This window comes from Micromonospora sp. C31 (assembly GCF_018070575.1).
GTDB lineage: Bacteria > Actinomycetota > Actinomycetes > Mycobacteriales > Micromonosporaceae > Micromonospora.
Genome location: NZ_JAGPXN010000008.1, coordinates 227,967 through 251,554 on the forward strand (window position 1 = coordinate 227,967; position 23,588 = coordinate 251,554).

Below are 23,588 nucleotides of genomic sequence, written 5' to 3' on the forward strand. Positions count from 1 at the left end.
GCCCTGGAACGCTCGGGACGGCCCCCCGTACGACCCCGTCCGCCACCCGGGCCGACGAAAAGGAGTGCGTGGTGTCCGAGCCAGGTCGAGATCCCGCCACTCCGTTCCTCGGCCGGCACCGTGCCGCCGGCGGCTACCGTCGACTGGTCGGCGCGCACCGGGCCCCCGGCCAGGGCGGGCCGTCGCGGGGCTACCTGTTCACGGTGGCGCTGCTCGCCGGCACCGCGTCGATGCCGGTCCTCGCCGCGATCACCTCCGGCTCTGCCACCGTGGGCAGCACGGCTCTGCCGGACAGCAGCACCCCGTTCCTGCCGACCCCCTCGATCGGTCCCGTGGTGATCCCGGTGCCGGCGACGGGTCAGCCGCCGCTCGCCCCGTCCACCCCGTCACCCGCCGTGGCCACCCCGGGCGACTGGCGGAGCGTCGTGCCCTTCCCGCGTACGCCGATCGTCGCCGCGCCGGCCCCGCCGCCGGCCCCCGCCCCGGCGGCGCGTCCGAAGCCCCCGCCGCCGCCCCGGCCCGGCGGCCGACCTGTCCCGCCGCCCCCGGCGAGCCCGTCCCCGCGGCCTTCTCCGAGCCCGTCGCCGAAGCCCTCGTCCAGCCCGAGCCCGAGTCCGAGTCCGGCGCCCACGCCGACCGACGAGCCGACGTCGGTGGAGCCGACGAGCAGCCTCTCGCTGCCGCCGCCCGAGCCCACGGCGAACCCCGCGAACCCCGCGAACCCGTCACCGGACGACCCGACCGCCAGCGCGCCCGCCGACGCCGGTCCGAGCGCCGACGCCAATCCGAGCGTCGACCCCGGTCCGAGCGTCGACGCCGGTCGCAGCGGTGGTCCCGGCCAATTCGTCGGCACCGCTCCGGCCGGCGGTCCCGGCCGGAGCGGGCACCGGGACGGTCCCTCGCGGGTACGGTGACGGTCGACGGCAGGTGAGCCACGCCGGGGTCCCGGCCACGCCGGAGTGCCGGTGCGGACGGGGACGGCACCGGGCGGCGGCCCGGGACGGAGCAGAGGCGGGACGCTGAGCGGATCGGGCGGTTCGGGCACGGGACCCCAGCGGCGTCCGGCCGTCGTGCCACGACCCGGTCCGACCCTCCGGCTCGCCCGGTTCGTGACCGAGCTGACCGCGCCCGCCGTGCTGGTCTCGGCGCTGACGCTGGCGGTCGGCTGGCGCAGCGGCCGGGGCGGCGTACACGGCCTGGCCTGGGGACTGCTGGCCACGCTCTTCGTCAGCGGCATTCCGTTCGCGTACATCCTCGGCGGGGTGCGCCGGGGCCGGCTGACCGACCACCACGTGGGGGTCCGCGAGCAGCGCCGGGTCCCGCTGCTGATCGGGCTCTGCTCGGTCGCCGCCGGGCTGGCCCTGCTCGCGGTGCTCGGCGCACCGCGCCCGGTGCTGGCCCTGGCCACCGCCGGGCTCGTCGGGCTGGTGGTCGCCGTGACGGTGAGCCACTGGTGGAAGATGTCGATCCACTCGGCGGTGGCCGCCGGCAGCCTCGTCGTACTGGTGCTCACGTTCGGGGCCCGGTCGCTGGCGGCGGCGCCGCTGCTCGTACTGGTCGGTTGGTCCCGGGTCCGCCTGCGCGACCACACGGTGCCCCAGGTGGTCGCGGGGCTCGCCCTGGGTGCCCTGGTCGCCGCCCTGGTCTTCGCCCCCCTCCGCTGAGAGCGGGGAGAGGGGGTCAGGCGGGGTCGTCCGTGAGGCGGTGGCGGTTGGCCTCGATCCAGGCGCTGAGGGCGGCCGGGTCGTCGGGGTCGACGCCGTCGGCCATGAGCTGCGCCACGGCGGCCGTGGCGGGGCTGCGGCGTTCGCCCGTGCTGTAGAGGCGCGCGAACTCCGGCACCATCTCCTCGATGGCCGTGTCGATCTGCGCCGCCGCCTGCTCGGGCAGCCCGCGCTTGCGGGCGGCGTACGCGGCCCAGGCGCGCAGCACCCGGGGCAGCAGCGCGGCGTCGTCCATGTCCAGCACCGCGCGCCGGTGCACCCAGTCGAGCAGGAACAGCCCGGCCACGGTGGGGCTCCACCGCATCGGTTCGGCGTCCGGGAAGCTGGCCGCGTGATCCAGCAGCAGGCTGAGACAGAAGTGCAGGGAGGCCAGCTCCGCCCCGTCGATGGCGTCCAGGCCGAACCGGGCCGCCTCGGGCGAGGCCAGGAACCGGCGGACCAGGTCCGTACGCTCGGCGGCGGAGAGCGGCTCGGCGGGCGCGGGGGCCGCCCCGGCCGCCTGGGGCAGCAGCGCCAGCCGGGCGCCGAGCAGGGCGCGGTCGGTGGCGAGCGAGCCCTCCCCGGGCAGCTCGGTCAGGCCGTCGGTGATCGCCAGGTGACGGTTCACCTCGGCGCGCATCCTGACCGGCTCCTCGTCGCGGAACCAGGTCAGCTCGTCCCCGGCGCACATCTGCCGGACCTGGTCGAGGATCCGTTCGGGCGGCCCGCCGACGAAGACGTCCTTGGTGATGCCGATGTTGTGGTCGAGCAGCGTCACCACGGCGTGCGCCGAGCCGCCAGCCTCGTCGTCGTAGGCGAAGGTCGCCAGGTAGGAGGTCTGGTCGCCGTACACGTCGCCGTAGGCCCAGCAGCCGGTCAGGTGCACGCGGCCGAGCTGGGCGGCCCAGGCGGGGGTGGCGGCGCCCGGACGGACCCGGCCGGCACCCTCGGCGTCGGGCACCAGCGCGGCGAAGACGGAACGGATGGTGGTCGCCGCGGCCGAGCGGCGGCGGGAGGTGGCGGCCAGGAAACCGGCCACGAAGTCCCGGACGGCGGCGTCCCGCTCGGTCTCGGCGACCGAGTAGACGCTGCCCAGCAGGGCCGCACCGAGCATCTCCGCGTCGAGGGCGTTGTCCAGCTTGGCCACGTCGCGGGCGGCGTGCAGCACCGCGTCGTACGGGGTCTGAGGCGTTGCCATCCACCGACCCTACGCCGCCGCCCGCCCCGGGACGGTACGAGCGCCCCGAGCGTCCGGCCCGCGTCGTGGCGCCACGCCGCCGACCTGCGGTTGCCGGGGGACGGGTTTCCGGCTCAGCGGCCGGCGGCCTCCTCGAGCGCCGTACGGGCCCCGGCGTAGGAGGCGAGCACCGCCCGCACCGGGGTCAGCACGTGGTCCTCGCCGACTGCCGCCACCGCGGCCGTGAGGCGCCGCTCGGCCCGACGACGGGCCCGTCGGGCCGCCCAGCGGACGATCGGCCTGGTCAGGACGGCCACCAGCAGCCCGGCGAGCAGGCCTCCCAGCAGTAGCAGGGTGGGCAGTGGCACCTCGCCGACCATCGGGTGTTCCAGCGCAGGCAGGCCCAGCGCGCGTAGCCCGTAGCCGAGCGCCAGCCAACCCAGCCCGGCCAGCGCGGCCAGGGTCACCAGCCACTGGAGGGCGCCGACGAACCGCCACCAGAGCGGTCGCCGGTCCATGCCCAGGTCCGTGCCGGCCACCGCGCGGTCCAGCGCGTCCGGCAGGTCGCCGAGGCGGGACCGGGCGGCGGCGGTGACCGCTGCCGGCCAGGAGGCGGGCAGGTCCGCCCCGGCCCGGTCGGCCACCGACCGGATCGCCAGCCCGAGCGCCGAGCGCTGGGCGGCGGTCGGGTCGGGTACGGAGGTCGCGGCGACCAGGCTCTCCGCCGGTTCGTCGCGGCCGGCGGCCGGGCCGGGCAGGTGCAGCCGGCGCAGCGGGTCGGGCCGCAGTCGCCGCCAGCCCCGCACCAGCGGCCAGCCGGTGGTGGCGGCGCCCCGGTGCCGGTACGCCCGCTCGACCGCCTCGGCGACCGCCGGTACCCCGGCCGCGCCGGCCAGTGCCCGGTGCAGCGAGGTGACGGCGGCTTCGTCCGGCCCGCCGGTCGAGGAGGCGCCTCCGACCAGCTCGTCGAGCCCGGACACCACCGCGTCGACGTCACCCTGGAGCCGCCGCAGCGCGGCCTGCCGCTCGGCCACCGTGCGTTCCAGCGCCTCCCGCAGCCCGGCCATGCCCGCCGGTTCGACGGCGGTGGTGGCCAGCAGCGGTACGCCGTCGAGGCCGTCGGAGTCGAGCAGCCGGCGCAGGTCGGCCAGCACCCGGGGCAGCTCGGCCGGGGGCAGTCGGTCGGCCTGGTTGAGCACCACCAGGGTGACGTCGCGGTGCCGGTGGAACTCGCTCAGGTAGCTGGTGTGGATGACGCGGTCGGCGTACTTCTGCGGGTCGACCACCCAGACCACGAGGTCGACCAGGCCGAGCAGCCGGTCCACCTCCAGCCGGTGGGACCGCTGCACCGAGTCGAAGTCGGGCAGGTCGAGCAGGATCAGCCCGTGCAGGGCGGACTCGTCGTCGGCGTCCAGCACGCTCTCCCGGACGAAGCGGTGCCGGGGCAGCACGCCGACCCAGTCGAGCAGCCGGTTGCCGCCGTCGAGCGGCCCCCAGACGCAGGCGTGGGCGACGCCGGTCGTGGGGCGGCGCACCCCGACCGTCGAGAGTTCCATCCGGGCGAGCGCGTTGAACAGGCTGGACTTGCCGCTCCCGGTCGCGCCGGCGAGGGCCACCACGGTGTGGTCGCGGGAGAGCGCCAGCCGGGTGCCGGCCCGCTCGACCAGGGTGTGCGCCGGCACGAGCTGCGCGTCCGGCAGGTGGCCGTCGACGACCGTGAGGAAGCGGCGTACGGCGTCGAGGCGGGCGACGAGCGCGTCGGCGTCCACCCGCTGGTCCCCGCGGAGCGCCTCGCGCATCCGCCCGACGATGTTGGTCATGACGCTCCACCCTCGGTGCCGGGCAGGCCCGCGGCGGCCGCGCCGGCGAGGCCGCTGCGGTTGCGGGCGATCTCCACCCGGTAGGCGGCGCCGCGCAGGGCCTCCGCGGTGTCCGTGGCGGGCCGGGCCTGCGCCGTCCGGTCCAGGTAGCGTTCGGCCTCGTCGTCGAGCAGGGCCCGCACCCGGGCCAGCAGGTCGGCCCGGGCCCTGGCGGCGAGCGTACGCACGGCCTGGTCGCCGAAGATCGCCTGGAGCACGGTCTGCGCGGCGACGGTCGTGCCGGCCCCGGTGGCCACCTCCAGCCCGGTGGGAATGAACGCGGTCGAGGCGAACACCGCGATCATCACGGCCAGCCCGGTGGCGTTGACCGCGTACGCGGCCGTGCGGGCCACGAAGCGGCGGTCGCCGCCCTCGGCGCGGACCAGCTCCAGCACGCCACGCTGCCATTCCCGTACCAGCCGCTCGGCCCGTTCGGGCAGGTCGGCGGCGGGGTGGGCCAGCTCCGGCCCGAGCAGCGCCGCCCCGGCGGGATGCGCTTTCCACCCGGTGTACGCGTTCTCGGCCGCCTCGGCGGCGACTCCCCGCAGCAGGGTCACGAGCTGCGACTCGATCGCGTCCCGCAGCTCGGACGCGGGCGCGGGCCGGCCGGTGACCGCTGCCACCATTCGGTCCCGGAGCCGCCCGATGCGGGCCTCCAGGGTGCGGAAGAACTCGCCGGTGCCGACGAACTCCTGCCAGCGGGCGAGCACCTCGCCGCGGAGCAGCCGGCCGTCCTTCAGCCCCTGCTCGACGGTCCGGTGCGCCCCCCGGTACGCGGCCCGCACCCGCTCGTCCAGTGCGTCGGCGGCGCCGACCTGATCCTCGGCGGCGTCGGCGAGCCCTTCCACCGCCGGGTGCAGTGCGGCCAGCGCGCCGTCCAGGGTCTGCCGGACGACGGCGGCGCGGGCGTCGGCGTCGGCGGCCAACCGGGCGAACCAGGCGGCGAGCGGCGCGGTGACGCGCTCGGGCAGCAGGCCCTGCCCGTCGACCCAGGTCTCCGGCAGCACGAAGAGCGGGGCCGCCCCCAGTTCCTGCGCGGCGAGCATCTCGGACAGGTGGGCGGCGATCTCGTCGGCCGCCTCCGGGGGCACCCGGTCCAACACCATGGCGATGACCGCGCCCCGGGCCCGGGCGCTGCGCAGCAGTTCCCAGGGGACGGCGTCGGCATAGCGGGCGGCGGTGGTGACGAAGAGCCAGAGGTCGGCGGCGGCCAGGAGCTGGCCGGCCAGGGCCCGGTTGGCGTCGACCACCGAGTCGATGTCGGGGGCGTCGAGGAAGGCCAGCCCGGCGGGCAGGGCCGGGGCGGTGACCAGTTGCAGGGTGCGCGAATCCTCGCTGGGCTCGGTGGTGCGGGTCAGGCCGGGCAGCAGCTCGCCCTTGCGGAACCAGCCGGAGTCGGCGGGGTTGCAGACCAGCACCGGGGAGCGGGTGGTCGGGCGGAGCACCCCGGAGGCGCTCACCCGCGCCTGCACCAGGCTGTTGACCAGGGTGGACTTGCCGGCGCCGGTGGACCCGCCGACCACCACGAGCAGTGGCGCGTCGAGCCGGCGCAGCCGGGGCAGCAGGTAGTCGTCGAGCTGGTCGGTGAGGCTTCCGCCGGCCCGCCGGGCGGGCTCGGCGGAGGGCAGCGCGAGCGGGAACCGGGCCGCCCCGATCGCGGCGCGCAGGCCGGCCAGTGCGGCGGGCAGGCTGTCGTCCCCGGTGGTGGCGGGCCGGTCCTCCCCGGCGTCCGTGGGGCCGGTGCGGGCTGCGACGGTGGGCGTGCCGGCCGGGGTGGCGGGATCGCCGTGCGTCGTCACCGCTAAAGCGTGCCCGACCGACGCAACGGAAGACAACCGATCGGCGCGAACCTGGGGTTGCGTGGGGTCGACTCAACCTCGACTTGACGATTTCGCGGGGCGTGGCACTATTGAGTCAAGTTCACTCAACTTGTGGTGGGGTCCCTGCGGGCGACGCCACCGGGCAGCTCGACGGGCGTCGCCCGTCACCTGCCCACGACGTGATGAAGCGAGGAAGCGAAGATGGCACGTGCGGTCGGCATCGACCTTGGCACGACGAACTCCTGCGTCAGCGTTCTGGAGGGCGGTGAGCCCACCGTCATCGCCAACGCCGAGGGCTCGCGGACGACCCCGTCGATCGTCGCGTTCGCCCGCAACGGCGAGGTGCTCGTCGGTGAGGTCGCCAAGCGCCAGGCGGTGACCAACCCGGACCGGACGATCCGCTCGGTCAAGCGCGAGATCGGCACCAACTGGTCCGTCGACATCGACGGCAAGAAGTACACCCCGCAGGAGATCTCGGCCCGCACGCTCATGAAGCTCAAGCGGGACGCCGAGGCGTACCTGGGCGAGCAGATCACCGACGCGGTGATCACCGTCCCGGCCTACTTCAACGACGGCCAGCGCCAGTCCACCAAGGAGGCCGGCGAGATCGCCGGCTTCAACGTGCTGCGGATCGTGAACGAGCCGACCGCTGCGGCCCTGGCGTACGGGCTGGACAAGGGCTCCAAGGAGCAGACCGTCCTGGTCTTCGACCTCGGCGGCGGCACCTTCGACGTGTCGCTGCTGGAGCTGGCCGAGGGTGTCGTGGAGGTCAAGTCGACCAGCGGCGACAACCAGCTCGGTGGCGACGACTGGGACCAGCGGATCATCGACCACCTGGTGAAGACCTTCCGCGGCGAGCACGGCATCGACCTGGGTCAGGACAAGATGGCCCTGCAGCGGCTCCGCGAGGCGGCCGAGAAGGCCAAGATCGAGCTGTCCGCCGCCACCACCACCAACATCAACCTGCCGTACATCACCGCCGGCGCGGCGGGCCCGCTGCACCTCGACGTGACGCTCAGCCGGGCCGAGTTCCAGCGGATGACGCAGGACCTGCTGGACCGCTGCAAGGGCCCGTTCGAGCAGGCCGTGAAGGACGCCGGCATCAAGGTCGCCGACGTCGAGCACGTCATCCTGGTCGGCGGCTCGACCCGGATGCCGGCCGTGACCGACCTGGTCAAGCAGCTCACCGGCAAGGAGCCGAACAAGGGCGTCAACCCGGACGAGGTCGTCGCCGTCGGCGCCGCCCTGCAGGCCGGTGTGCTCAAGGGCGAGGTCAAGGACGTCCTGCTGCTCGACGTGACCCCGCTGAGCCTGGGCATCGAGACCAAGGGCGGCATCTTCACCAAGCTGATCGAGCGCAACACCACCATCCCGACCAAGCGCTCCGAGGTCTTCACCACGGCCGACGACAACCAGCCGTCGGTGCTGATCCAGGTGTTCCAGGGTGAGCGCGAGATCGCGGCGTACAACAAGAAGCTCGGCACCTTCGAGCTGACCGGCCTCCCGCCGGCGCCGCGCGGCGTGCCGCAGATCGAGGTCACCTTCGACATCGACGCCAACGGCATCGTCAACGTCCACGCCAAGGACCTCGGCACCGGCAAGGAACAGAAGATGACGATCACCGGCGGCTCCTCGCTGCCGAAGGACGACATCGAGCGCATGCGCCGCGACGCCGAGGAGCACGCCGAGGACGACAAGCGTCGCCGCGAGGAGGCCGAGACCCGCAACCTGGCCGAGGCGCTCCAGTGGCAGACCGAGAAGTTCCTGGCCGAGAGCGGTGACAAGCTGCCGTCCGAGTCCCGTGACGAGATCAACGAGGCACTCGGCGAGCTGCGCGGCGCGCTCGGCGGCCAGGACCTCGAGAAGATCAAGTCGGCCCACGAGCGGCTTGCGCAGGTCTCCCAGCAGGCCGGCTCGCTGCTCTACAGCCAGCAGGGCGAGCAGCCGGGCGAGGCGGGTCCGGGCGCGGCGGGTGCCGCGGGCGCCGGCGCGACCGGTGGCCCGCAGGCCGGCGGACCGGCCGGTGGCGCGGACGACGTGGTCGACGCGGAGATCGTGGACGACGACAAGGACAAGAAGTGACGGTTCGTCCCCGGACACGGAACCACGGCAGAGGGATGAGGTAGCCCCATGACGGAGAAGCCACGAGCTGCCGACCCGGGCGCGACCGGGTCGGCACCGGGTGGCTCCGCGCCCGCCGAGCAGGCCGGCGACGGGCCGCGGGTCGTCATCCGCAACAACCGCAAGATCAGCGAGACGGCCGAGCCGGCCGCCGCCGACGCCGGGTCGGACGCCCCGGCCGAGGGCCTGGTCGAGGAGTCCGAGGTCGTCGTAGACGAGATCGAGATCGAGGCGGCCGAGGTCGTCGGCCCGCCGGTGGTCGACGCCCCGGCGCAGCCGGTCGACGGCGGCCCGACCGGGCTAGGCGCCGAACTGGAGGCGCTGCGCAAGGACCTCGACGAGCGGACCCGGGACCTCCAGCGGGTGACGGCGGAGTACGCCAACTACCGCAAGCGGGTGGACCGGGACAAGGGGCTGGTCACCGAGCAGGCGACCGGCGCGGTGCTCGCGGCGCTGCTGCCGATCCTCGACGACCTGGACCGGGCCCGCGAACACGGCGACCTGGTCGGGCCGTTCGGCACCGTGGCCGAACAGCTCGTCACGGCGCTCGGGAAGTTCGGGCTCACCCCGTTCGGCGAGCAGGGCGATCCGTTCGACCCGACCCGGCACGAGGCGGTCGCCCACCAGACCTCGGCCGACGTGACCGAGCCCACCTGCGTACAGGTGATGCGTCGGGGCTACCAGGTCGGTGAGCGGCTGCTGCGGCCCGCGATGGTCGCGGTCGCCGACCCGGAGTAGTGCGGAACGACGACCGGGCCGTCCCGCCCGCCCACCGAGGGCGGGCGGGACGGTCGGTCCCCAGCCAGGGAAAGGGGGTGGACCGGTGAGTTCCAAGGACTGGATCGAGAAGGACTTCTACGCCGTGCTGGGCGTGGACAAGGCTGCCTCCGCCGACGACGTCAAGAAGGCGTACCGGAAGCTGGCCCGGGGTTCGCACCCGGACCACAACCCCGGCGACCCGAAGGCCGAGGAGCGTTTCAAGGCAGCCTCCGAGGCGTACGCCGTGCTCGGCGACGACGCCAAGCGGCGGGAGTACGACGAGCTGCGGTCGCTGTTCGGCTCGGGGGCGTTCCGGCGCGGAGCCCGGGGCGCCGGTCAGCCCGGCGGCGTGCCGTTCGACGTCTCCGACCTGTTCGGGGGCGCCGCCGGTGGGGGCGGTGACCGCCGCTTCGGCGGGGCCGGCTTCCAGGACCTGTTCAGTTCGATCTTCTCCGGCGGCGCCGGTGGTCCCGCCGGTCCGGCGGCGGCCCGTGGCCCGACCCGCGGGCGGGACGTCGAGGCCGAGGTGGCCCTCGACTTCGGCGACGCCGTACGCGGGGTGACGCTTCCGCTGACGCTGCGCGCGCCCGGGATCTGCGACACCTGCCACGGCAACGGGGCCAAGCCCGGCACCTCACCGCGCACCTGCCAGGTGTGCCACGGGGCCGGGGTGACCAACCGCGACCAGGGGTCGTTCAGCTTCTCCGAGCCGTGCCGCAACTGCCAGGGTGTGGGCACGGTCGTGGAGGAGAAGTGCCCCGAGTGCCAGGGCACCGGCGGGGTCACCAAGACCCGCACGCTGAACGTCCGCTTCCCGGCCGGCGTGGCGGACGGCCAGAAGATCCGGCTGGCCGGGCGGGGCGAGCCCGGCGTGCGGGGTGGCCCGGCGGGCGACCTCTTCGTGCACGTCAAGGTGCGGCCGGACGAGCTGTTCGGGCGTACCGGCGACGACCTCACGCTGACGGTGCCGATCACCTTCGCGGAGGCCGTGCTCGGCACGGACCTGCGGGTGCCCACCCTCGACGGCGCGGTGACCCTGCGGGTGCCACCGGGCACGCCGAGCGGCCGGACCATGCGGGCCCGCGGCAAGGGGGTGGTCCGCCGGGACGGTCAGGCGGGCGACCTGCTGGTGACGCTCGACGTGGTGGTGCCCGCCCGGTTGTCCGACGAGGCACGTGCGGCGTTGGAGAGCTTCGCCGCGCAGACCCCGCCGGCCGCCCGGGAACATCTCGAGGCGCGGGTACGTCGATTCAGTTGACCCGGTGTCCAGTCGGCGCGGTGGAGTGCACGCGGAGGTGAGCGGGATGTCGAACGAGTTCGTCGGCGCGAGTGACCCTGCCTACGAGGCCAAGGTGCTGATGATCTCGGTGGCGGCGCGGATGGCGGGCATGCACCCGCAGACCCTGCGCCAGTACGACCGGTTGGGTCTCGTCCAGCCGGGACGGGCCGCCGGCGGCGGGCGACGCTACAGCGTCCGCGACGTGGTGCTGCTGCGCGAGGTGCAGCGGCTCAGCCAGGACGACGGCATCAACCTGGCCGGGGTCAAGCGGATCATCGGGCTGGAACGGTTGCTGGAGCAGGCGCAGCAGCGGGTGGCCCGGCTGGAGGCGGAGCTGGACGCCGCGTACCGCCGGATCGCCGAGCTGGAGGCACTGGCCCGCTTCCCGGGCAGCGAGCTGGTCCCGACCAACCGAACCTCCACCGCGCTGGTGGTCTGGCGTCCCCGCCGCCCCGAACGCTGACGACACCGCACCGCGCCCGGCCGCCTCCCGCGGCCGGGCGCGGCCGTCTTTCCCGTTCCGCCCCGGCCGTCCCCCGCACGGGGGACAGCACTCCGAACAGCCGTGGGTCTGCACCGGGCGCGGTTGCCGGTTCGCAGGCGGGGAAGGCGCCGGATCCGCTAACCTGCGAATCAGGTCCAACCCGCTTGATCCGGACTCCAGTGGCAGGGGGAGCCATGACGGAAGCCGCGAGAGAGGTTGCCCGGCAGACGGAGGAACGGCTCCAAGAGGTGGCGAGGAACGTCCGGGAGAGGTTCGACCGGATGACCGAGGGCCGCTTGACGGACAAGGTGACGAACGGCGCGTCCGCGGACCGGACCGACCGCGGCACCGACCAGGGACGCGGCGCGGCGAGGAACCGCGAGCAGGGCGGACCGGAACACTGACCATCCGCCGACGTGCGGGCCGGGACCCACGGGGGGCCCCGGCCCGTTCGCCGTGCGTGGGCCGGGACGCTGTCCATGGCGGGGGCCCCGGCCCGTTCGCCGTGCGTGGGTCGGGACGCCGGGCGGCGTTCAGGCGATGCGGCGGTTCTCCCGGACCAGGCCGCCCTCGCACCAGTCCCGGTAGACGAAGAGCTCCGGGCGGGCCAGCAGCACCCGGCTGTTGTACGCCCAGGTGCGCATCAGGTCGTCGCCGTTGCGTTCGGCCTGCTCCACCAGCTTGCGGAAACGCCGCTTCGGGTGGGCGCGGAAGTTCGTCCGGATGCCGTCGGCGGCGTAGATGTAGAGGCAGTGCAGCGCGAACCGGCGTGCCGGGCAGGACGGGTCCATCGCCAGGTCGAAGAGCACCGCCACCAGCCGGTCGCCGGAGACCAACAGGTCCCAGTCCGGCGGCATCGACGTCAGCGGTACGGAATCCGGCTGGTAGGCCCAGGCGCGCAGCTCGGCGGGGGTCGGGTCGACGGGGTTGGCGAAGCCGTGGAACGTCGACTCCTGCACGCTCACCGGCCAACCTTCCGCTCTCGTCCGCAGGGGGCGTCGGCCACCCGCGAGCTCTGGCTGCTGGGGCGAAACGGTAACCCGCAGCGCTGTCCGGCGGTAGACCCCGTGGGGAGCAATTCGCCGTCCGTCGGCCGAGGGCGGGGCCGACCGTACGGTCGATCCCGCCCCCGGCCGACGTCGGTCATTCCGGTACGGGTGCCGGTCGGGCCCGCTGGGCCGCGCCCCGCTGCCGCAGCCAGCGCTTGAACCACGCGAAGTCGGGCAGCCGCGCCAGCATCGGCCCGGTCACCACGGTGATCAGCACGTACGCCGTCGCGAGCGCCGCCAGTTCCGGCTCGACGCTGCCGGCGGCCACCGCGAGGCCCGCGATGACGATGGAGAACTCACCCCGGGGCACGAGCGCCAGCCCCGCCCGCCACCGACCCGGCTCGGCGATGCCGACCCGACGGGCGGCCAGGTAGCCGGTGAGCGTCTTCGTCCCCATGGTGACGATGGCCAGCGCGAGCGCGGGCAGCAGCACCGGCGGGATGTCCCGAGGGTCGGTGACCAGACCGAAGAAGACGAAGAAGACCGCCGCGAAGAGGTCCCGAAGCGGCGTGAGCAGCTCCGTGGCGTGGTGCGCCACCGGCCCGGAGAGCGCGATGCCGACCAGGAACGCCCCGACCGCCGCCGACACCTGGAGCTTCGCCGCGATGCCGGCCACCAGCAGAGTCATCCCGAGTACGCCGAGCAGCAGCGCCTCCGGGTCCTTCGCCGACATCGCCGTGGAGATCAGGTTGCCGTACCGGATGGCGACCACCAGCACGAGCAGCACGGTGCCGACCGCGACGACGAGCGTGAGGCCACCCTTGAGCAGGCCGCTGCCGGCGAGCACCGCCGTCAGCAGGGGCAGGTAGAACGCCATGGCCAGATCCTCGATCACCAGGATCGAGAGGATCACGGGGGTTTCCCGGTTGCCGAGGCGGCCCAGGTCGGAGAGGACCTTGGCGATCACTCCGGAGGAGGAGATCCAGGTGATGCCGGCGAGCACCAGAGCGCCGACCCAGCCCCACCCGAGCAGCAGCGCGAACGCCGCACCGGGCAGCGCGTTGAGCAGCCCGTCGATCAGGCCGGCGGGGGCGGCGGCGCGCAGGTTGCCGACGAGCTCGTTGGCCGAGTATTCCAGGCCGAGCATCACCAGCAGCAGGATCACGCCGATCTCGGCGCCGACCCCGAAGAACTCCTCACTGGCGTTGAGCGAGACCAGGCCACCGTGCCCGAAGGCGAGCCCGGCGAGCAGGTAGAGAGGGATCGGCGAGAGTCCGATCCGACGGCTCAGCCGGCCGAGGAGGCCGAGCAGGAACAGCAGTGCGCCGACTTCGACGAGCAGGGTCGTGGTCTCGTGCATCCGCGCCTCAGCCGTCCGGGTCGCTGTCGGCGAGGATGGCTGTGACGCCGTCGAGGCCCCGGCGGGTCCCGACCACGACCACCACGTCGCCGCTCGCGAAGCGGAAGGACGGCTCCGGCGAGACCATCACCTCGCCCCCGCGCAGCACCGCCACGATCGAGGCGCCCGTGCGGGTCCGTGCCTTGGTGTCGCCGAGCCTCCGGTTGACGTACTTGGACCCGGCCGGAATGGCGATCTGTTCGGTGAGCAGCCCGGCGGCCTGCTCGCGTAGGCCGGAGAGCTGGCCGAGCATCAGGGACGCGCCGAGGATGTCGGCGAGGGCCTCCGCCTCGTCGTCGGTCAGCGGTATGTCGTGCTGACATGAGTCGGGATCGTCCGGGTCGTACAGGACGAGGTCACGGCGGCCATTGCGGTGGGAGACGACGCCGAGGCGGCGGCCGGATTCCGTCAGCAGATCGTGACGGACCCCGATGCCAGGCAGGGCGGTCTGTTCGACACGTACGCGCACGGCCGTCAGGCTACTCCCCGCCGCCACCTGCGGACCTGGCTGACGGAGGCGTTCCGCTCCGTGACCTGTCAGCGCTTCTCCGCCCCGGCATGCCGCTGCGGAGTTCGGCCGTCGCCGATGATGAGTGTGATCCAGCTCACGTCATCAGGGTTGAGCGGAATAGGCTCAACTCTGGTTGTGTCCTTCTCAGTGGACACGCCGATCCGGGGGAGCCCATGAACACGGAACGTCTCACCACCAAGAGCCGCGAGGCCATCACCGGTGCCGTCGCGCTGGCGAACCAGCGCGGGCACGCCACCGTGGAGCCCTGGCACCTGCTGCTGTCACTGCTGGACACCGAGGGTTCGACCGCCGCCGGCCTGCTGCGCGCCGTCGGGGCCGACCCCGCCGAGCTGCGCCGGGTCGCCCAGCGCTCGGTCGACAACCTGCCCGCCGCGCGGGGCTCCAGCATCGCCGAGCCGACCCTGGCCCGGGAGTTCGTCAACGCCATCGGGGCCGCCGAGCAGATCGCCCGGCCGATCGGCGACGAATACACCTCCACCGAACACCTGCTCGCCGGCCTGGCCCGCGTCGGCGGCGCGGTGTCCGGCGCGCTCAAGTCCGCCGGCGTCACCGAGGAGACGCTGGTCGCCGCCTTCCCGTCGGTGCGCGGCGGGGACCGCCGGGTCACCAGCGCCGACCCCGAGCAGACCTACCAGGCCCTGGCCAAGTACGGCGTGGACCTGACCGCCAGTGCCCGCGACGGCAAGATCGACCCGGTCATCGGCCGGGACTCGGAGATCCGCCGGGTGATCCAGGTGCTGTCCCGGCGGACCAAGAACAACCCGGTGCTCATCGGTGAGCCGGGCGTCGGCAAGACCGCCATCGTGGAGGGCCTGGCCCAGCGGATCGTCGCCGGCGACGTGCCCGAGTCGCTGCGGGACAAGAAGCTCGTCTCGCTCGACCTCGGGGCGATGGTCGCCGGCGCCTCCTACCGGGGCCAGTTCGAGGAGCGGCTGAAGTCCGTCCTGGAGGAGATCAAGAACTCCGACGGCCAGGTCATCACCTTCCTCGACGAGCTGCACACCGTCGTCGGCGCCGGCAAGGGCGAGGGCTCGATGGACGCCGGCAACATGCTCAAGCCGATGCTGGCCCGCGGTGAGCTGCGGATGGTCGGCGCGACCACGCTGGACGAGTACCGCGAGCACATCGAGAAGGACCCGGCCCTGGAGCGCCGCTTCCAGCCGGTGCTGGTCGGCGAGCCGACCATCGAGGACACCATCGGCATCCTGCGCGGCCTGAAGGAACGCTACGAGGTGCACCACGGCGTACGGATCACCGACGCCGCCCTGGTCGCCGCCGCGTCCCTGTCGGACCGCTACATCACGGACCGCTTCCTGCCGGACAAGGCGATCGACCTGGTTGACGAGTCCGCGTCCCGGCTGCGAATGGAGATCGACTCCCGGCCGGTCGAGGTGGACGAGATCGAGCGGGCGGTGCGCCGACTGGAGATCGAGGAGATGGCGCTGGCCAAGGAACCGGACGCCGCCTCCGCCGAGCGGCTGGAGCGGCTGCGCAAGGAACTGGCCGACAAGCGCGAGCAGCTCACCGCGCTGTCGGAGCGCTGGCAGCTGGAGAAGAGCCACATCAGCAAGCTCTCCACCGCGAAGGAGGAGCTGGAGCGGCTCGGCGGCGAGGCCGAGCGGGCCGAGCGCGACGGCGAGCTGGAGCGTGCCGCCGAGCTGCGCTACGGCCGGATCCCCGCCCTCAAGGTCGAGCTGAAGCAGGCTGAGGAGGAGCTGGCCCGGCTCCAGGCCGAGGGCGCGATGCTCAAGGAGGAGGTCGGCGCCGACGACATCGCCGCCGTGGTCGCCTCCTGGACCGGCATCCCCGCCGGCCGGCTGCTGGAGGGCGAGACCGCCAAGCTGCTGCGGATGGAGGATTCGCTCGGCGCCCGGGTGGTCGGTCAGGCCGAGGCGGTCGGCTCGGTCTCCGACGCGGTCCGCCGCGCCCGCGCCGGCGTCGCCGACCCCGACCGCCCGACCGGCAGCTTCCTGTTCCTCGGCCCGACCGGTGTCGGCAAGACCGAGCTGGCCAAGGCGCTCGCCGAGTTCCTCTTCGACGACGAGCGGGCGATGGTCCGCATCGACATGAGCGAGTACGGCGAGAAGCACTCCGTCGCCCGGCTCGTCGGCGCCCCGCCCGGCTACGTCGGCTACGAGGAGGGCGGCCAGCTCACCGAGGCGGTGCGCCGCCGGCCGTACTCGGTGATCCTGCTGGACGAGGTCGAGAAGGCCCACCCGGACGTCTTCGACATCCTGCTCCAGGTGCTCGACGACGGCCGGCTCACGGACGGGCAGGGCCGCACGGTGGACTTCCGCAACGCCATCCTGATCCTCACCTCCAACCTGGGCTCGTCGGTGATCGGCGACCTGACGCTGGCCGAGGAGCAGCGTCGCGAGGGCGTCCTCGCGGTGGTCCGCTCGCACTTCAAGCCGGAGTTCCTCAACCGCCTCGACGACATCGTGGTCTTCGCCGCGCTGCACGGCGACGACCTGCGGGCCATCGTCGACATCCAGCTGACGCGGATGCGGAAGCGGCTCGCCGACCGCCGCCTCGGCCTGGAGATCACCGAGCCCGCCCGGCTCTGGCTCGCCGAGCACGGCTACGACCCGATCTACGGCGCCCGCCCGCTGCGTCGCCTGGTCCAGACGGCGATCGGCGACCAACTCGCCAAGGCGCTCCTGTCGGGTCAGATCCGCGACGGCGACACGGTCAAGGTCGACCTGGCGGACAGCAAGGAGGCCCTGGCGGTATCGGCGGCCTGAGGCCCGCCCCCGTCGATCGAGAGGTTCGCGTCGCGGCAGCGCCACCGTCGACGGCGCGAAACTCTTGATCGACAGGGTGGGTCGGGCTGCGACGGGGAAGGAACAGGGGCATGTTCGGGATCGGGAAGAAGCGGGACCGGGAGATCGAGTCGGCCCTCGACGAGCTGCGGGGGGCCGACACGGTGGCGTTCGGCGGGGTGGGCATCGCCGGCACGCTGCTGCCGGTGACCGAGGCGTACCGGCGGGTGGAGGCGGCGCTCGCCGACGACCCCGAGGGCGTACGCGGGGAACTCGACCGGCTCCTCGCCGAGGCGACCCCGGCCGGCCGCGTCTACGCCGCCACGCTGCTGGAGCGCGCCGACCCGTCGACCGGGCGGGCCGCCTGGACCGCGCTGGGCGACGACCCGGCCGAGTTCGGCACCTTCACCGGCTGCGTCATGGGCCGCACCACCCTGCGCGACTACACCGCCGAGCACCTATCCCGAGGCTGACCCCCCGGCGTCCGGTATCAGCCCCGAGGCCGCATCGGCGTCCGGGAGCTTCGCCGAGGAACACGCCCGGAACAGTCCCGAAGGGTCGCAAGGGGCGGTACGCCAGGTGACCGTGCACTCACTCAGGCGACAACCTGTTTCCCCAGGTGCGCGGGGTTGTTACCGTCTCCGCCGACATACCTGGGGAGGTGGTCGGTGTGAACGGAACGATCGCGTACCTGCTGGCGGCGGTGGGCTGTCTGGCCGGCGTGGCCGGGGTGGTGGTCGCCGCGGTGGCCGTGAGCCGGGCGCGTTCCCGCCCGCAACAACGGGCCAAGGGACCGGGCGACCCGCTGCGGGACCGGGACGCCGACGCGCTGCGCGGCGACCCGCGCCGCCTGAAGCCCGGCGACATCGTCGAGATCCGGGGCACCTCGTACGCGGTGCGCGGCTCGATCCGCCTCGTCGAGGGCGGCTGGAGCTGGGTGGAGCACCTGCTCGACGACGCGGGTGGCGTGCGCCGCTGGCTTTCCGTCGAGGAGGACCCGGAGCTGGAGCTGGTGCTCTGGGGGGCCGAGCAGGGCGCCACCGTCACCCCCGGCGCCCCGACGATCGACTTCGCCGGCCGCCGCTACAACTGGAACGAGTCCGGCCAGGCGCGCTACACCGCCGTCGGCAACACCGGCCTCGACCCGACCGGCTCCATGCGGTACCACGACTACCAGGCGCCCGGCGGCGCCCGGCTCTCCTTCGAGGCGTACGGCGAGGCGGGCTGGGAGGTGGCGCTCGGCGAGCTGCTGCACCGCGGCGACGTGATGATCTACCCGCAGTCCGAGGTGGGCTGATGCTCGTCACCCTCGACGCCCCGTACGTGGACACCAGCGCCGCCGACCTCAGTCTCGCGCTCGACGACGTCGAGCGGCCCGCGCTGCACGTGCTCGACCTCGACCTGCCCGGTGGTGTCCGGCTGCGGCTGCGGCTGCTCGGCGCCTCGCACCAGGTGGTCCTGCGCGCGCCCGGCGCCGCGCTGACCGAGACGGTCGCCTGCCTGCCGGGCCGCCCACCCGAGCTGCCCGGGACGGCGCGGGACGAGGCGAGCGGCTACCACTTCACCGCGACCGTGCTGCGGCCCGCCGGAGCGGGGCTGAGCGAGCAGGTCGCCGCCCTCCGCGCCGACCTGGCCGGGGACCCGTACGCGCTGGTGGGTGTGTTCCCCGGCGACGTGGACGCGGTGACCGCGCTGGCGGTCCGCCCCGATCCGCCGGCCGGCACCCTCGCCTGGCGCACCTGGCACGCGTATCCCCAGACCAACGAACTGGTCCTGACCGAGACGGTGGTGGCGCTGCGATGACGTACCGACGCTGGTTCGTGTTGGGGGTGGCGTTCGCCGTCATCGGCGCCCTGGTCGCCGCCTTCGCCGTCTTCTACGGCAGCTTCTCGCCGCGCGGCTACGTGGAGGACAAGTACACGCGCGCGGCGAGCCGGGACATCGGCCGCAACGCCGTCGCCTACACCTCGCCCCGCTCGCCGAGCCAGGTGGCGAAGGAGGTCACCGACGCGTGGCAGCCGGCCGACCAGTACGTCGACGGCAGCGGCGTCTACCTGCGCTACGACGACGACTCGGTGGTGATCCTGCCGATCGCCGCCGGCTCGGTGATCCTGCTGGAGCGCATGAGCACCGCCTACCCCCGCTACCACTCCACGGTCGGCTCCCACTGGGGCTGGGGCCGTGGCAGCACCGTCCGGGGCGGCGGCCCCGGCAGCGGCAAGTGACGCACCGACCCCCCTCAACCTGGAGCCTCCTGTGCAGACCCTGGTCACCGATCTGCTGGTCACCCTCGCCTACGGGGCGGTCGGCGTCCTGCTGATGGGCATCGGCTACGTCCTGGTGGACCTCGCCACCCCCGGCCGGCTCAACCAGCTGATCTGGACCGAGCGCAACCGCAACGCCGCGCTGTTGCTCGCCTCCAACCTGGCTGGCGTCGGCATCATCGTGGTCGCCGCGATCGCCGCCAGCGACGACGACTTCGTGCTCGGCATCGTCGGCGCGTCCGCGTACGGGATCCTCGGTCTGGTGATCATGGCGGCGGCCTTCGTGCTGCTCGACGTGGCCACGCCGGGCAAGCTCGGCGAGATCCTGGTCGACCAGCAGCCGCACCCGGCGGTCTGGGTCTCCGCCGTCGTGCACCTCGCCACCGGCGCGATCATCGCCGCCGCCATCAGCTGATGGCGGCGACGAGGCCCACCGCGAAGCCCGCCGCCAGCGCGTGGCAGGGCGTCGCGGTCATCGGTGCGTTCGTGATGGTCTGCGGATTCTGCGCCGCCAGCCCGTGGGCCAACGACGACGGCAGCACCGTGGTGCCCCCGCCCACGGCCACCGAGCGGACCGACACCGTGCCGCTGCTCGCCCGGGCGGCGGAGAGCCAGGGCATCTGCTACGGCTGGCAGTTGGAGGAGCGCTACGCCGCGGTCGTCAACGTCGGCTCGAACCTCGGCGACGGCGTCTCCGTCGAGGACGACCCGGCATGCCCCCGCTGGGTGCGGGTCGTCGGAGACATCAGATACACCGCACAGAGCAGCGAGTCCGAGGACCACGCCTACGTCACCGTCGAAGGCTCGGCGGACTTCCGGCCGGCGGACCTGCGCGCCGTCGCGCGGAACCTGGAACGGTTCGGCCTGACCGGCGACGTGTTCCTCGACGACCCGGGCTGGGCGATCACCCGGGCTGCCGTCAGCCTGCCACTGCTCGTCGCCGAGCAGGGCCTCGCCGACCCGGCGCCGGTGGCGACCGCCGAACCGTCGACCCCGCCGACCGCACTGCCCGACGCCGGCAGCGACTTCTGGCGGGACCGCTGGGGCTACGTCCTCGCCGTGGCCGGCCTGCTCCTGGTCACCGGGCTGCTGGTCGCCGCCGGCTGCTGGCAGCGCGGCCGTCAGCGCCGCAGGGAGGCCGAACGGCGGGGGGCCGCGCGGACCAAGGACCTCCGGACCGACCGGCAGGCCGCCGGGCGTACGCCGGAGGGCCGGTGACTGTCGACGCGCCGGCACCCGCGCGGTGGCGGCTGTCCCGGGCGGCGGTGCTCTTCGCGGTCTTCGTCTGCGCCGCCTGCGGCCTGGTCTACGAACTGGCCCTGGTCGCCCTGGGCAGCTACCTGATCGGCGACACGGTCGGGCAGACCTCGATCGTGCTCGGCGTGATGGTGTTCGCGATGGGCGTCGGCGCGCTCGCCGCCAAGCCGTTGCAGCCCCGGTCCGCCGTCGCGTTCGCCGCGATCGAGCTGGCCCTGGCCCTGCTCGGCGGCCTCTGCGTGCTCGGGCTCTACGCGGCCTTCGCGTGGCTGGACCTCTACGGCCCGGCGCTGGTCGCCACCGCCTTCGTGCTCGGCCTGCTGATCGGCGCGGAGATCCCGCTGCTGATGGTGCTGCTGCAACGCATCCGGGAGCAGTCGGCCGGCAGCGCGGTGGCGGACCTGTTCGCCGCCGACTACGTCGGCGCGCTGCTGGGCGGGTTGGCCTTCCCGTTCCTGCTGCTGCCGGTCTTCGGCCTGCTCAAGGGGGCGCTGGTGGTCGGCGCGGTGAACGCCGTCGCCGGGCTCGCGCTGATCTGCACGGTCTTCCGGCGCGAGCTGGGCCGCCGGGCGCGCGTCGCGCTCGGCGCCGGCAGCGTCGTGGTCTTCCTCAGCCTCGGGTACGCGTGGGTGACCGCGCACGACTTCGAGCTGACCGCCCGCCAGCAGCTCTACCGGGATCCGGTGGTGCACGCCGAGCGCAGCCGGTACCAGGAGATCGTGCTCACCCGTTCGGTCGCCGAGACCGGCCGCGCGGGCACCGACCTGCGGCTCTTCCTCAACGGCGACCTCCAGTTCAGCTCGGTCGACGAGTACCGCTACCACGAGGCGCTGGTGCATCCGGTGCTCAACGGCCCGCGCGGCGAGGTGCTGGTGCTCGGCGCCGGGGACGGCCTCGCCGTACGCGAGCTGCTGCGCTACCCGGACGTCCGGCGGATCACCGTGGTGGACCTGGACCCGGCGGTGGTGGCGCTGGCCCGCAGCGAGCCGCAGCTGCGCCGGCTCAACGGCGGCGCGCTCGACGACCCCCGGGTCCGGGTGGTGCACGACGACGCGTTCGCCTGGCTGCGTAACGCCGCCGACCGGTTCGACGCGGTGGTGGCCGACCTGCCCGACCCGGACGAGACGGCCACCGCCAAGCTCTACACGGTCGAGTTCTACGTCCTGGTGCGGGCGGTGCTCGCCGAGGGCGGCCGGCTGGTGGTCCAGTCCGGCTCGCCGTACTTCGCGCCCCGGTCGTACTGGTCGATCGAGGCGTCGCTGCGCGAGGCGGGCTTCGCGACCACGCCGTACCACGTCGACGTGCCGTCCTTCGGCGACTGGGGCTTCCTGTTGGCGGCTCCCGGCCCGACCGCGCCCGCCCTGGCCCTGCCGTCGGACGTGCCCGGGCTGCGCTTCCTCGACGCGGCGACCCTGACCGCCGCCGGCAACTTTCCGGCCGACCGCCGCCGGTTGGCCGTGCCGGCCTCCACCCTGCTCCAGCCTCGGGTGCTGGAGTACGCCCGCGCGGAGTGGCGCGGCTACTGAGGCACCCGCAGCCCACGATCGTCGCCGTCCCGGCGGGTCAATGTCCGTCTGACGTGCCGGAGTGGCCCGACCTGGATACGGTGTGACCGCGATCTAGGGAAGGAGAATCATGGTCGATTCCCACAACACGCCGGCCCGCACCCGGCCGGGTGCGGTGACCGTATCCACGTATCTGCTGTGGCTGTTCGCGCTCATGCAGCTGATCGGTCTCATCATCACGCTCGCCACCGTCGGCACCATCTCGGAGGTGCTCGACGAGGCGTACCGGGGCACCGACGCCAACGGCACGCAGAACCTGGCGGACATCACCAAGATGGTCACCATCGGTGGTGGCATCTTCCTACTGCTGCTGGCGGTCGTGCTGGCCGTGCTCGGGGTGTTCAACAACCGGGGCAGCAACGGGTCGCGGATCACCACCTGGGTGCTCGGCGGCATCCTGGTCTGCTGCACGGGCGGCGGGCTGGTCAGCGGCCTGGGTGGCGGCTTCGGCACCGGTCAGACGACCGGCGACGGGCCGAGCCCGGAGGAGATCCAGCGGCGCCTCGACGAGGCGCTGCCGGGCTGGTTCGGCCCGGTCACCACGCTGCTCAGCGTGATCGGGCTGCTCGCGCTGCTCGGCGCGCTGATCCTGCTGGCACTGCCGAAGGCCAACGAGTTCTTCCGCAAGCCGAAGCAGGTCTGGGAGCCCCCGACCCCGGGCGCGGCCTACCCGCAGACCGGCCAGCCGGGCTACCCGCAGACCGGCCAGCCCGGTTACCCGCCGACGCCCGGCTACCCGCCGACGCCGGGGCAGCCGCAGGCCCCCGATCAGCCGGGCTACCCGCCGGCTCCGGGCAGCCAGCCGGGGTCGAACCCGGGTGGCGAGCCGCCCGGTCCCGACCGTCCCGGCCCGAACCCGCCGGCGAGTTGACCGGTCCGTAACAGCGACGCCGACGGTCCCTCCGAGTAGGTTGCAACCCGACGCCTACCGGAGGGACCCGTCGTGTCGTACCCCGATCGGGCACCGGCCCGCCGCCCGGCCGTGGTCACGGCTGCCGTGACGGTGCTGGCGGTGATGGCGGTCGCCGCCCTCGCGTACGCCGTCGCCGGTGTGGCGGCGCGCGGCGGCACCGTCGACCGGTTCCGGGCCGCCGCCGCGGACACCTCGGCGGGCCCGGGCCAGATCGACCGGATGGTCACCCTGATCGGCGTCTCCACCGTGCTGACGGCGGCGGTGAGCCTGCTCGCGGGGCTGCTCCTCGCCGGTCTCGCCCTCGGCCTGCGGGCCGGCCGGGACGGCGCCCGCACCGCGACCTGGGTGGTGGCGGGGCTGGGGCTGGTCGCCGGGTGCTGCGGGCTGACGCTGCTGGTCGGCCAGCGCGCCACCCCGCTCGCCTCGGGCGAGGACGACCGGGCGACGGCGGAACTCTTCGGCCTCCTCGCCGACGCCTACCCGTCCTGGTGGATCCCGCTGGGCGCGGGGCTTTCCGTCGGCCAGGTGCTCGGTTACCTTGTGGTAGCCGTGCTGCTGGCACTGCCGGCGGCCAGCGCCTGGTTCCGCCGGCGGCCCGCGCCGTCCGTTTCGTACCACCCGTCGGCGTCGCCACCCGTTCAGTTCCCGCACCAGCCGCCCGGGGCGCCGCCCGCGCCCCCACATCCGCCGAGGTGAGGACCGCCC

23 protein-coding genes are annotated in these 23,588 nt (G+C 74.0%); 17 read left to right on the top strand and 6 right to left on the bottom strand.

Features of this window, described 5'->3' with window-relative positions; all coding sequences use genetic code 11:
* Positions 1-71: 71 nt before the first annotated feature.
* Together KBX06_RS27785 and KBX06_RS13705 are read left to right on the top strand one after the other, a co-directional pair.
* The gene (locus tag KBX06_RS27785; protein ID WP_247685807.1) at positions 72-914 is read left to right on the top strand and encodes a hypothetical protein; all 843 of its coding nucleotides are present in this window, start codon (positions 72-74) and stop codon (positions 912-914) included.
* A gap of 156 nt (positions 915-1,070) precedes the next feature.
* The gene (locus KBX06_RS13705) at positions 1,071-1,664 is read left to right on the top strand and encodes a phosphatase PAP2 family protein (RefSeq protein ID WP_210834880.1); all 594 of its coding nucleotides are present in this window, start codon (positions 1,071-1,073) and stop codon (positions 1,662-1,664) included.
* 16 nt (positions 1,665-1,680) lie between these two features.
* Here KBX06_RS13705 and KBX06_RS13710 read toward each other — a convergent pair whose 3' ends face one another.
* The 3 genes from KBX06_RS13710 to KBX06_RS13720 all read right to left on the bottom strand — a co-directional run bounded on the left by KBX06_RS13710 (position 1,681) and on the right by KBX06_RS13720 (position 6,538).
* Positions 1,681-2,901 (bottom strand): hypothetical protein, encoded by a 1,221-nt coding sequence (locus tag KBX06_RS13710; RefSeq protein WP_210834881.1) that lies wholly within the window; start codon positions 2,899-2,901, stop codon positions 1,681-1,683.
* A 113-nt stretch (positions 2,902-3,014) separates the two neighbouring features.
* A complete protein-coding gene (locus KBX06_RS13715) occupies positions 3,015-4,700 on the bottom strand; it encodes a GTPase (protein ID WP_210834882.1) in 1,686 nt (561 codons plus the stop codon).
* Positions 4,697-6,538, bottom strand: coding sequence for an ABC transporter (locus KBX06_RS13720; protein ID WP_210834883.1), 1,842 nt, complete (start codon positions 6,536-6,538; stop codon positions 4,697-4,699). Before KBX06_RS13720 ends, KBX06_RS13715 begins: the two co-directional genes overlap by 4 nt.
* A gap of 222 nt (positions 6,539-6,760) precedes the next feature.
* Here KBX06_RS13720 and dnaK point away from each other — a divergent pair, with 222 nt between their 5' ends.
* The 5 genes from dnaK (at position 6,761) to KBX06_RS13745 (ending at position 11,606) form a co-directional block, all read left to right on the top strand.
* Complete coding sequence (gene dnaK / locus KBX06_RS13725; protein WP_210834884.1) at positions 6,761-8,641, top strand: molecular chaperone DnaK; 1,881 nt, start codon at positions 6,761-6,763, stop codon at positions 8,639-8,641.
* Positions 8,642-8,689: 48 nt separating this feature from the next.
* Positions 8,690-9,418, top strand: coding sequence for a nucleotide exchange factor GrpE (gene grpE, locus KBX06_RS13730; RefSeq protein WP_210834885.1), 729 nt, complete (start codon positions 8,690-8,692; stop codon positions 9,416-9,418).
* Positions 9,419-9,503: 85 nt separating this feature from the next.
* Positions 9,504-10,697, top strand: a complete 1,194-nt coding sequence (gene dnaJ / locus KBX06_RS13735; RefSeq protein WP_210834886.1) for a molecular chaperone DnaJ — start codon at positions 9,504-9,506, stop codon at positions 10,695-10,697.
* Between the two features lie 46 nt (positions 10,698-10,743).
* Positions 10,744-11,181, top strand: a complete 438-nt coding sequence (locus KBX06_RS13740) for a heat shock protein transcriptional repressor HspR (protein WP_210834887.1) — start codon at positions 10,744-10,746, stop codon at positions 11,179-11,181.
* Between the two features lie 215 nt (positions 11,182-11,396).
* The gene (locus KBX06_RS13745) at positions 11,397-11,606 is read left to right on the top strand and encodes a hypothetical protein (RefSeq protein WP_210834888.1); all 210 of its coding nucleotides are present in this window, start codon (positions 11,397-11,399) and stop codon (positions 11,604-11,606) included.
* Between the two features lie 129 nt (positions 11,607-11,735).
* On the opposite strand, the gene KBX06_RS13750 is transcribed toward KBX06_RS13745, so the two are convergent.
* From KBX06_RS13750 to KBX06_RS13760, 3 genes are all read right to left on the bottom strand, one after another.
* Positions 11,736-12,167, bottom strand: coding sequence for a hypothetical protein (locus KBX06_RS13750; RefSeq protein WP_210834889.1), 432 nt, complete (start codon positions 12,165-12,167; stop codon positions 11,736-11,738).
* A gap of 178 nt (positions 12,168-12,345) precedes the next feature.
* Positions 12,346-13,551 carry a cation:proton antiporter gene (locus KBX06_RS13755; protein ID WP_210834890.1) on the bottom strand — a complete coding sequence of 402 codons (1,206 nt, stop codon included), beginning with the start codon at positions 13,549-13,551 and terminating at the stop codon, positions 12,346-12,348.
* 7 nt (positions 13,552-13,558) lie between these two features.
* Positions 13,559-14,059, bottom strand: a complete 501-nt coding sequence (locus KBX06_RS13760; RefSeq protein WP_210834891.1) for a cation:proton antiporter regulatory subunit — start codon at positions 14,057-14,059, stop codon at positions 13,559-13,561.
* 215 nt (positions 14,060-14,274) lie between these two features.
* Here KBX06_RS13760 and clpB point away from each other — a divergent pair, with 215 nt between their 5' ends.
* The 10 genes from clpB to KBX06_RS13810 all read left to right on the top strand — a co-directional run bounded on the left by clpB (position 14,275) and on the right by KBX06_RS13810 (position 23,579).
* Complete coding sequence (gene clpB, locus KBX06_RS13765; RefSeq protein WP_210834892.1) at positions 14,275-16,866, top strand: ATP-dependent chaperone ClpB; 2,592 nt, start codon at positions 14,275-14,277, stop codon at positions 16,864-16,866.
* A 110-nt stretch (positions 16,867-16,976) separates the two neighbouring features.
* Entirely contained in the window at positions 16,977-17,357 is a 381-nt protein-coding gene (locus tag KBX06_RS13770; protein WP_210834893.1) for a hypothetical protein, read from the top strand.
* 197 nt (positions 17,358-17,554) lie between these two features.
* Complete coding sequence (locus KBX06_RS13775; protein WP_210834894.1) at positions 17,555-18,181, top strand: DUF4178 domain-containing protein; 627 nt, start codon at positions 17,555-17,557, stop codon at positions 18,179-18,181.
* Positions 18,181-18,687: a DUF2617 family protein gene (locus KBX06_RS13780; RefSeq protein ID WP_210834895.1), complete on the top strand. Its 507-nt coding sequence runs from the start codon at positions 18,181-18,183 to the stop codon at positions 18,685-18,687. Before KBX06_RS13775 ends, KBX06_RS13780 begins: the two co-directional genes overlap by 1 nt.
* Positions 18,684-19,109 carry a DUF4247 domain-containing protein gene (locus KBX06_RS13785; RefSeq protein ID WP_210834896.1) on the top strand — a complete coding sequence of 142 codons (426 nt, stop codon included), beginning with the start codon at positions 18,684-18,686 and terminating at the stop codon, positions 19,107-19,109. Before KBX06_RS13780 ends, KBX06_RS13785 begins: the two co-directional genes overlap by 4 nt.
* Positions 19,110-19,140: 31 nt before the next feature.
* A complete protein-coding gene (locus KBX06_RS13790; protein WP_089002664.1) occupies positions 19,141-19,563 on the top strand; it encodes a DUF350 domain-containing protein in 423 nt (140 codons plus the stop codon).
* A complete protein-coding gene (locus tag KBX06_RS13795; protein WP_210834897.1) occupies positions 19,563-20,366 on the top strand; it encodes a hypothetical protein in 804 nt (267 codons plus the stop codon). The genes KBX06_RS13790 and KBX06_RS13795 overlap by 1 nt, the downstream gene beginning before the upstream one ends.
* Positions 20,363-21,931: a polyamine aminopropyltransferase gene (locus KBX06_RS13800; protein ID WP_210834898.1), complete on the top strand. Its 1,569-nt coding sequence runs from the start codon at positions 20,363-20,365 to the stop codon at positions 21,929-21,931. Before KBX06_RS13795 ends, KBX06_RS13800 begins: the two co-directional genes overlap by 4 nt.
* A gap of 109 nt (positions 21,932-22,040) precedes the next feature.
* Positions 22,041-22,841: a hypothetical protein gene (locus KBX06_RS13805; RefSeq protein ID WP_210834899.1), complete on the top strand. Its 801-nt coding sequence runs from the start codon at positions 22,041-22,043 to the stop codon at positions 22,839-22,841.
* Between the two features lie 72 nt (positions 22,842-22,913).
* Entirely contained in the window at positions 22,914-23,579 is a 666-nt protein-coding gene (locus KBX06_RS13810) for a hypothetical protein (protein WP_210834900.1), read from the top strand.
* Positions 23,580-23,588: the final 9 nt, after the last annotated feature.

Bases quoted from the DNA above. Each gene is read 5' to 3' on its own strand.
- KBX06_RS13710 (WP_210834881.1), bottom strand. From the start codon at position 2,901: ATGGCAACGCCTCAGACCCCGTACGACGCGGTGCTGCACGCCGCCCGC.
- KBX06_RS13715 (WP_210834882.1), bottom strand. From the start codon at position 4,700: ATGACCAACATCGTCGGGCGGATGCGCGAGGCGCTCCGCGGGGACCAG.
- dnaK (WP_210834884.1), top strand. From the start codon at position 6,761: ATGGCACGTGCGGTCGGCATCGACCTTGGCACGACGAACTCCTGCGTC.
- grpE (WP_210834885.1), top strand. From the start codon at position 8,690: ATGACGGAGAAGCCACGAGCTGCCGACCCGGGCGCGACCGGGTCGGCA.
- KBX06_RS13740 (WP_210834887.1), top strand. From the start codon at position 10,744: ATGTCGAACGAGTTCGTCGGCGCGAGTGACCCTGCCTACGAGGCCAAG.
- KBX06_RS13745 (WP_210834888.1), top strand. From the start codon at position 11,397: ATGACGGAAGCCGCGAGAGAGGTTGCCCGGCAGACGGAGGAACGGCTC.
- KBX06_RS13755 (WP_210834890.1), bottom strand. From the start codon at position 13,551: ATGCACGAGACCACGACCCTGCTCGTCGAAGTCGGCGCACTGCTGTTC.
- clpB (WP_210834892.1), top strand. From the start codon at position 14,275: ATGAACACGGAACGTCTCACCACCAAGAGCCGCGAGGCCATCACCGGT.
- KBX06_RS13770 (WP_210834893.1), top strand. From the start codon at position 16,977: ATGTTCGGGATCGGGAAGAAGCGGGACCGGGAGATCGAGTCGGCCCTC.
- KBX06_RS13780 (WP_210834895.1), top strand. From the start codon at position 18,181: ATGCTCGTCACCCTCGACGCCCCGTACGTGGACACCAGCGCCGCCGAC.
- KBX06_RS13785 (WP_210834896.1), top strand. From the start codon at position 18,684: ATGACGTACCGACGCTGGTTCGTGTTGGGGGTGGCGTTCGCCGTCATC.
- KBX06_RS13795 (WP_210834897.1), top strand. From the start codon at position 19,563: ATGGCGGCGACGAGGCCCACCGCGAAGCCCGCCGCCAGCGCGTGGCAG.
- KBX06_RS13805 (WP_210834899.1), top strand. From the start codon at position 22,041: ATGGTCGATTCCCACAACACGCCGGCCCGCACCCGGCCGGGTGCGGTG.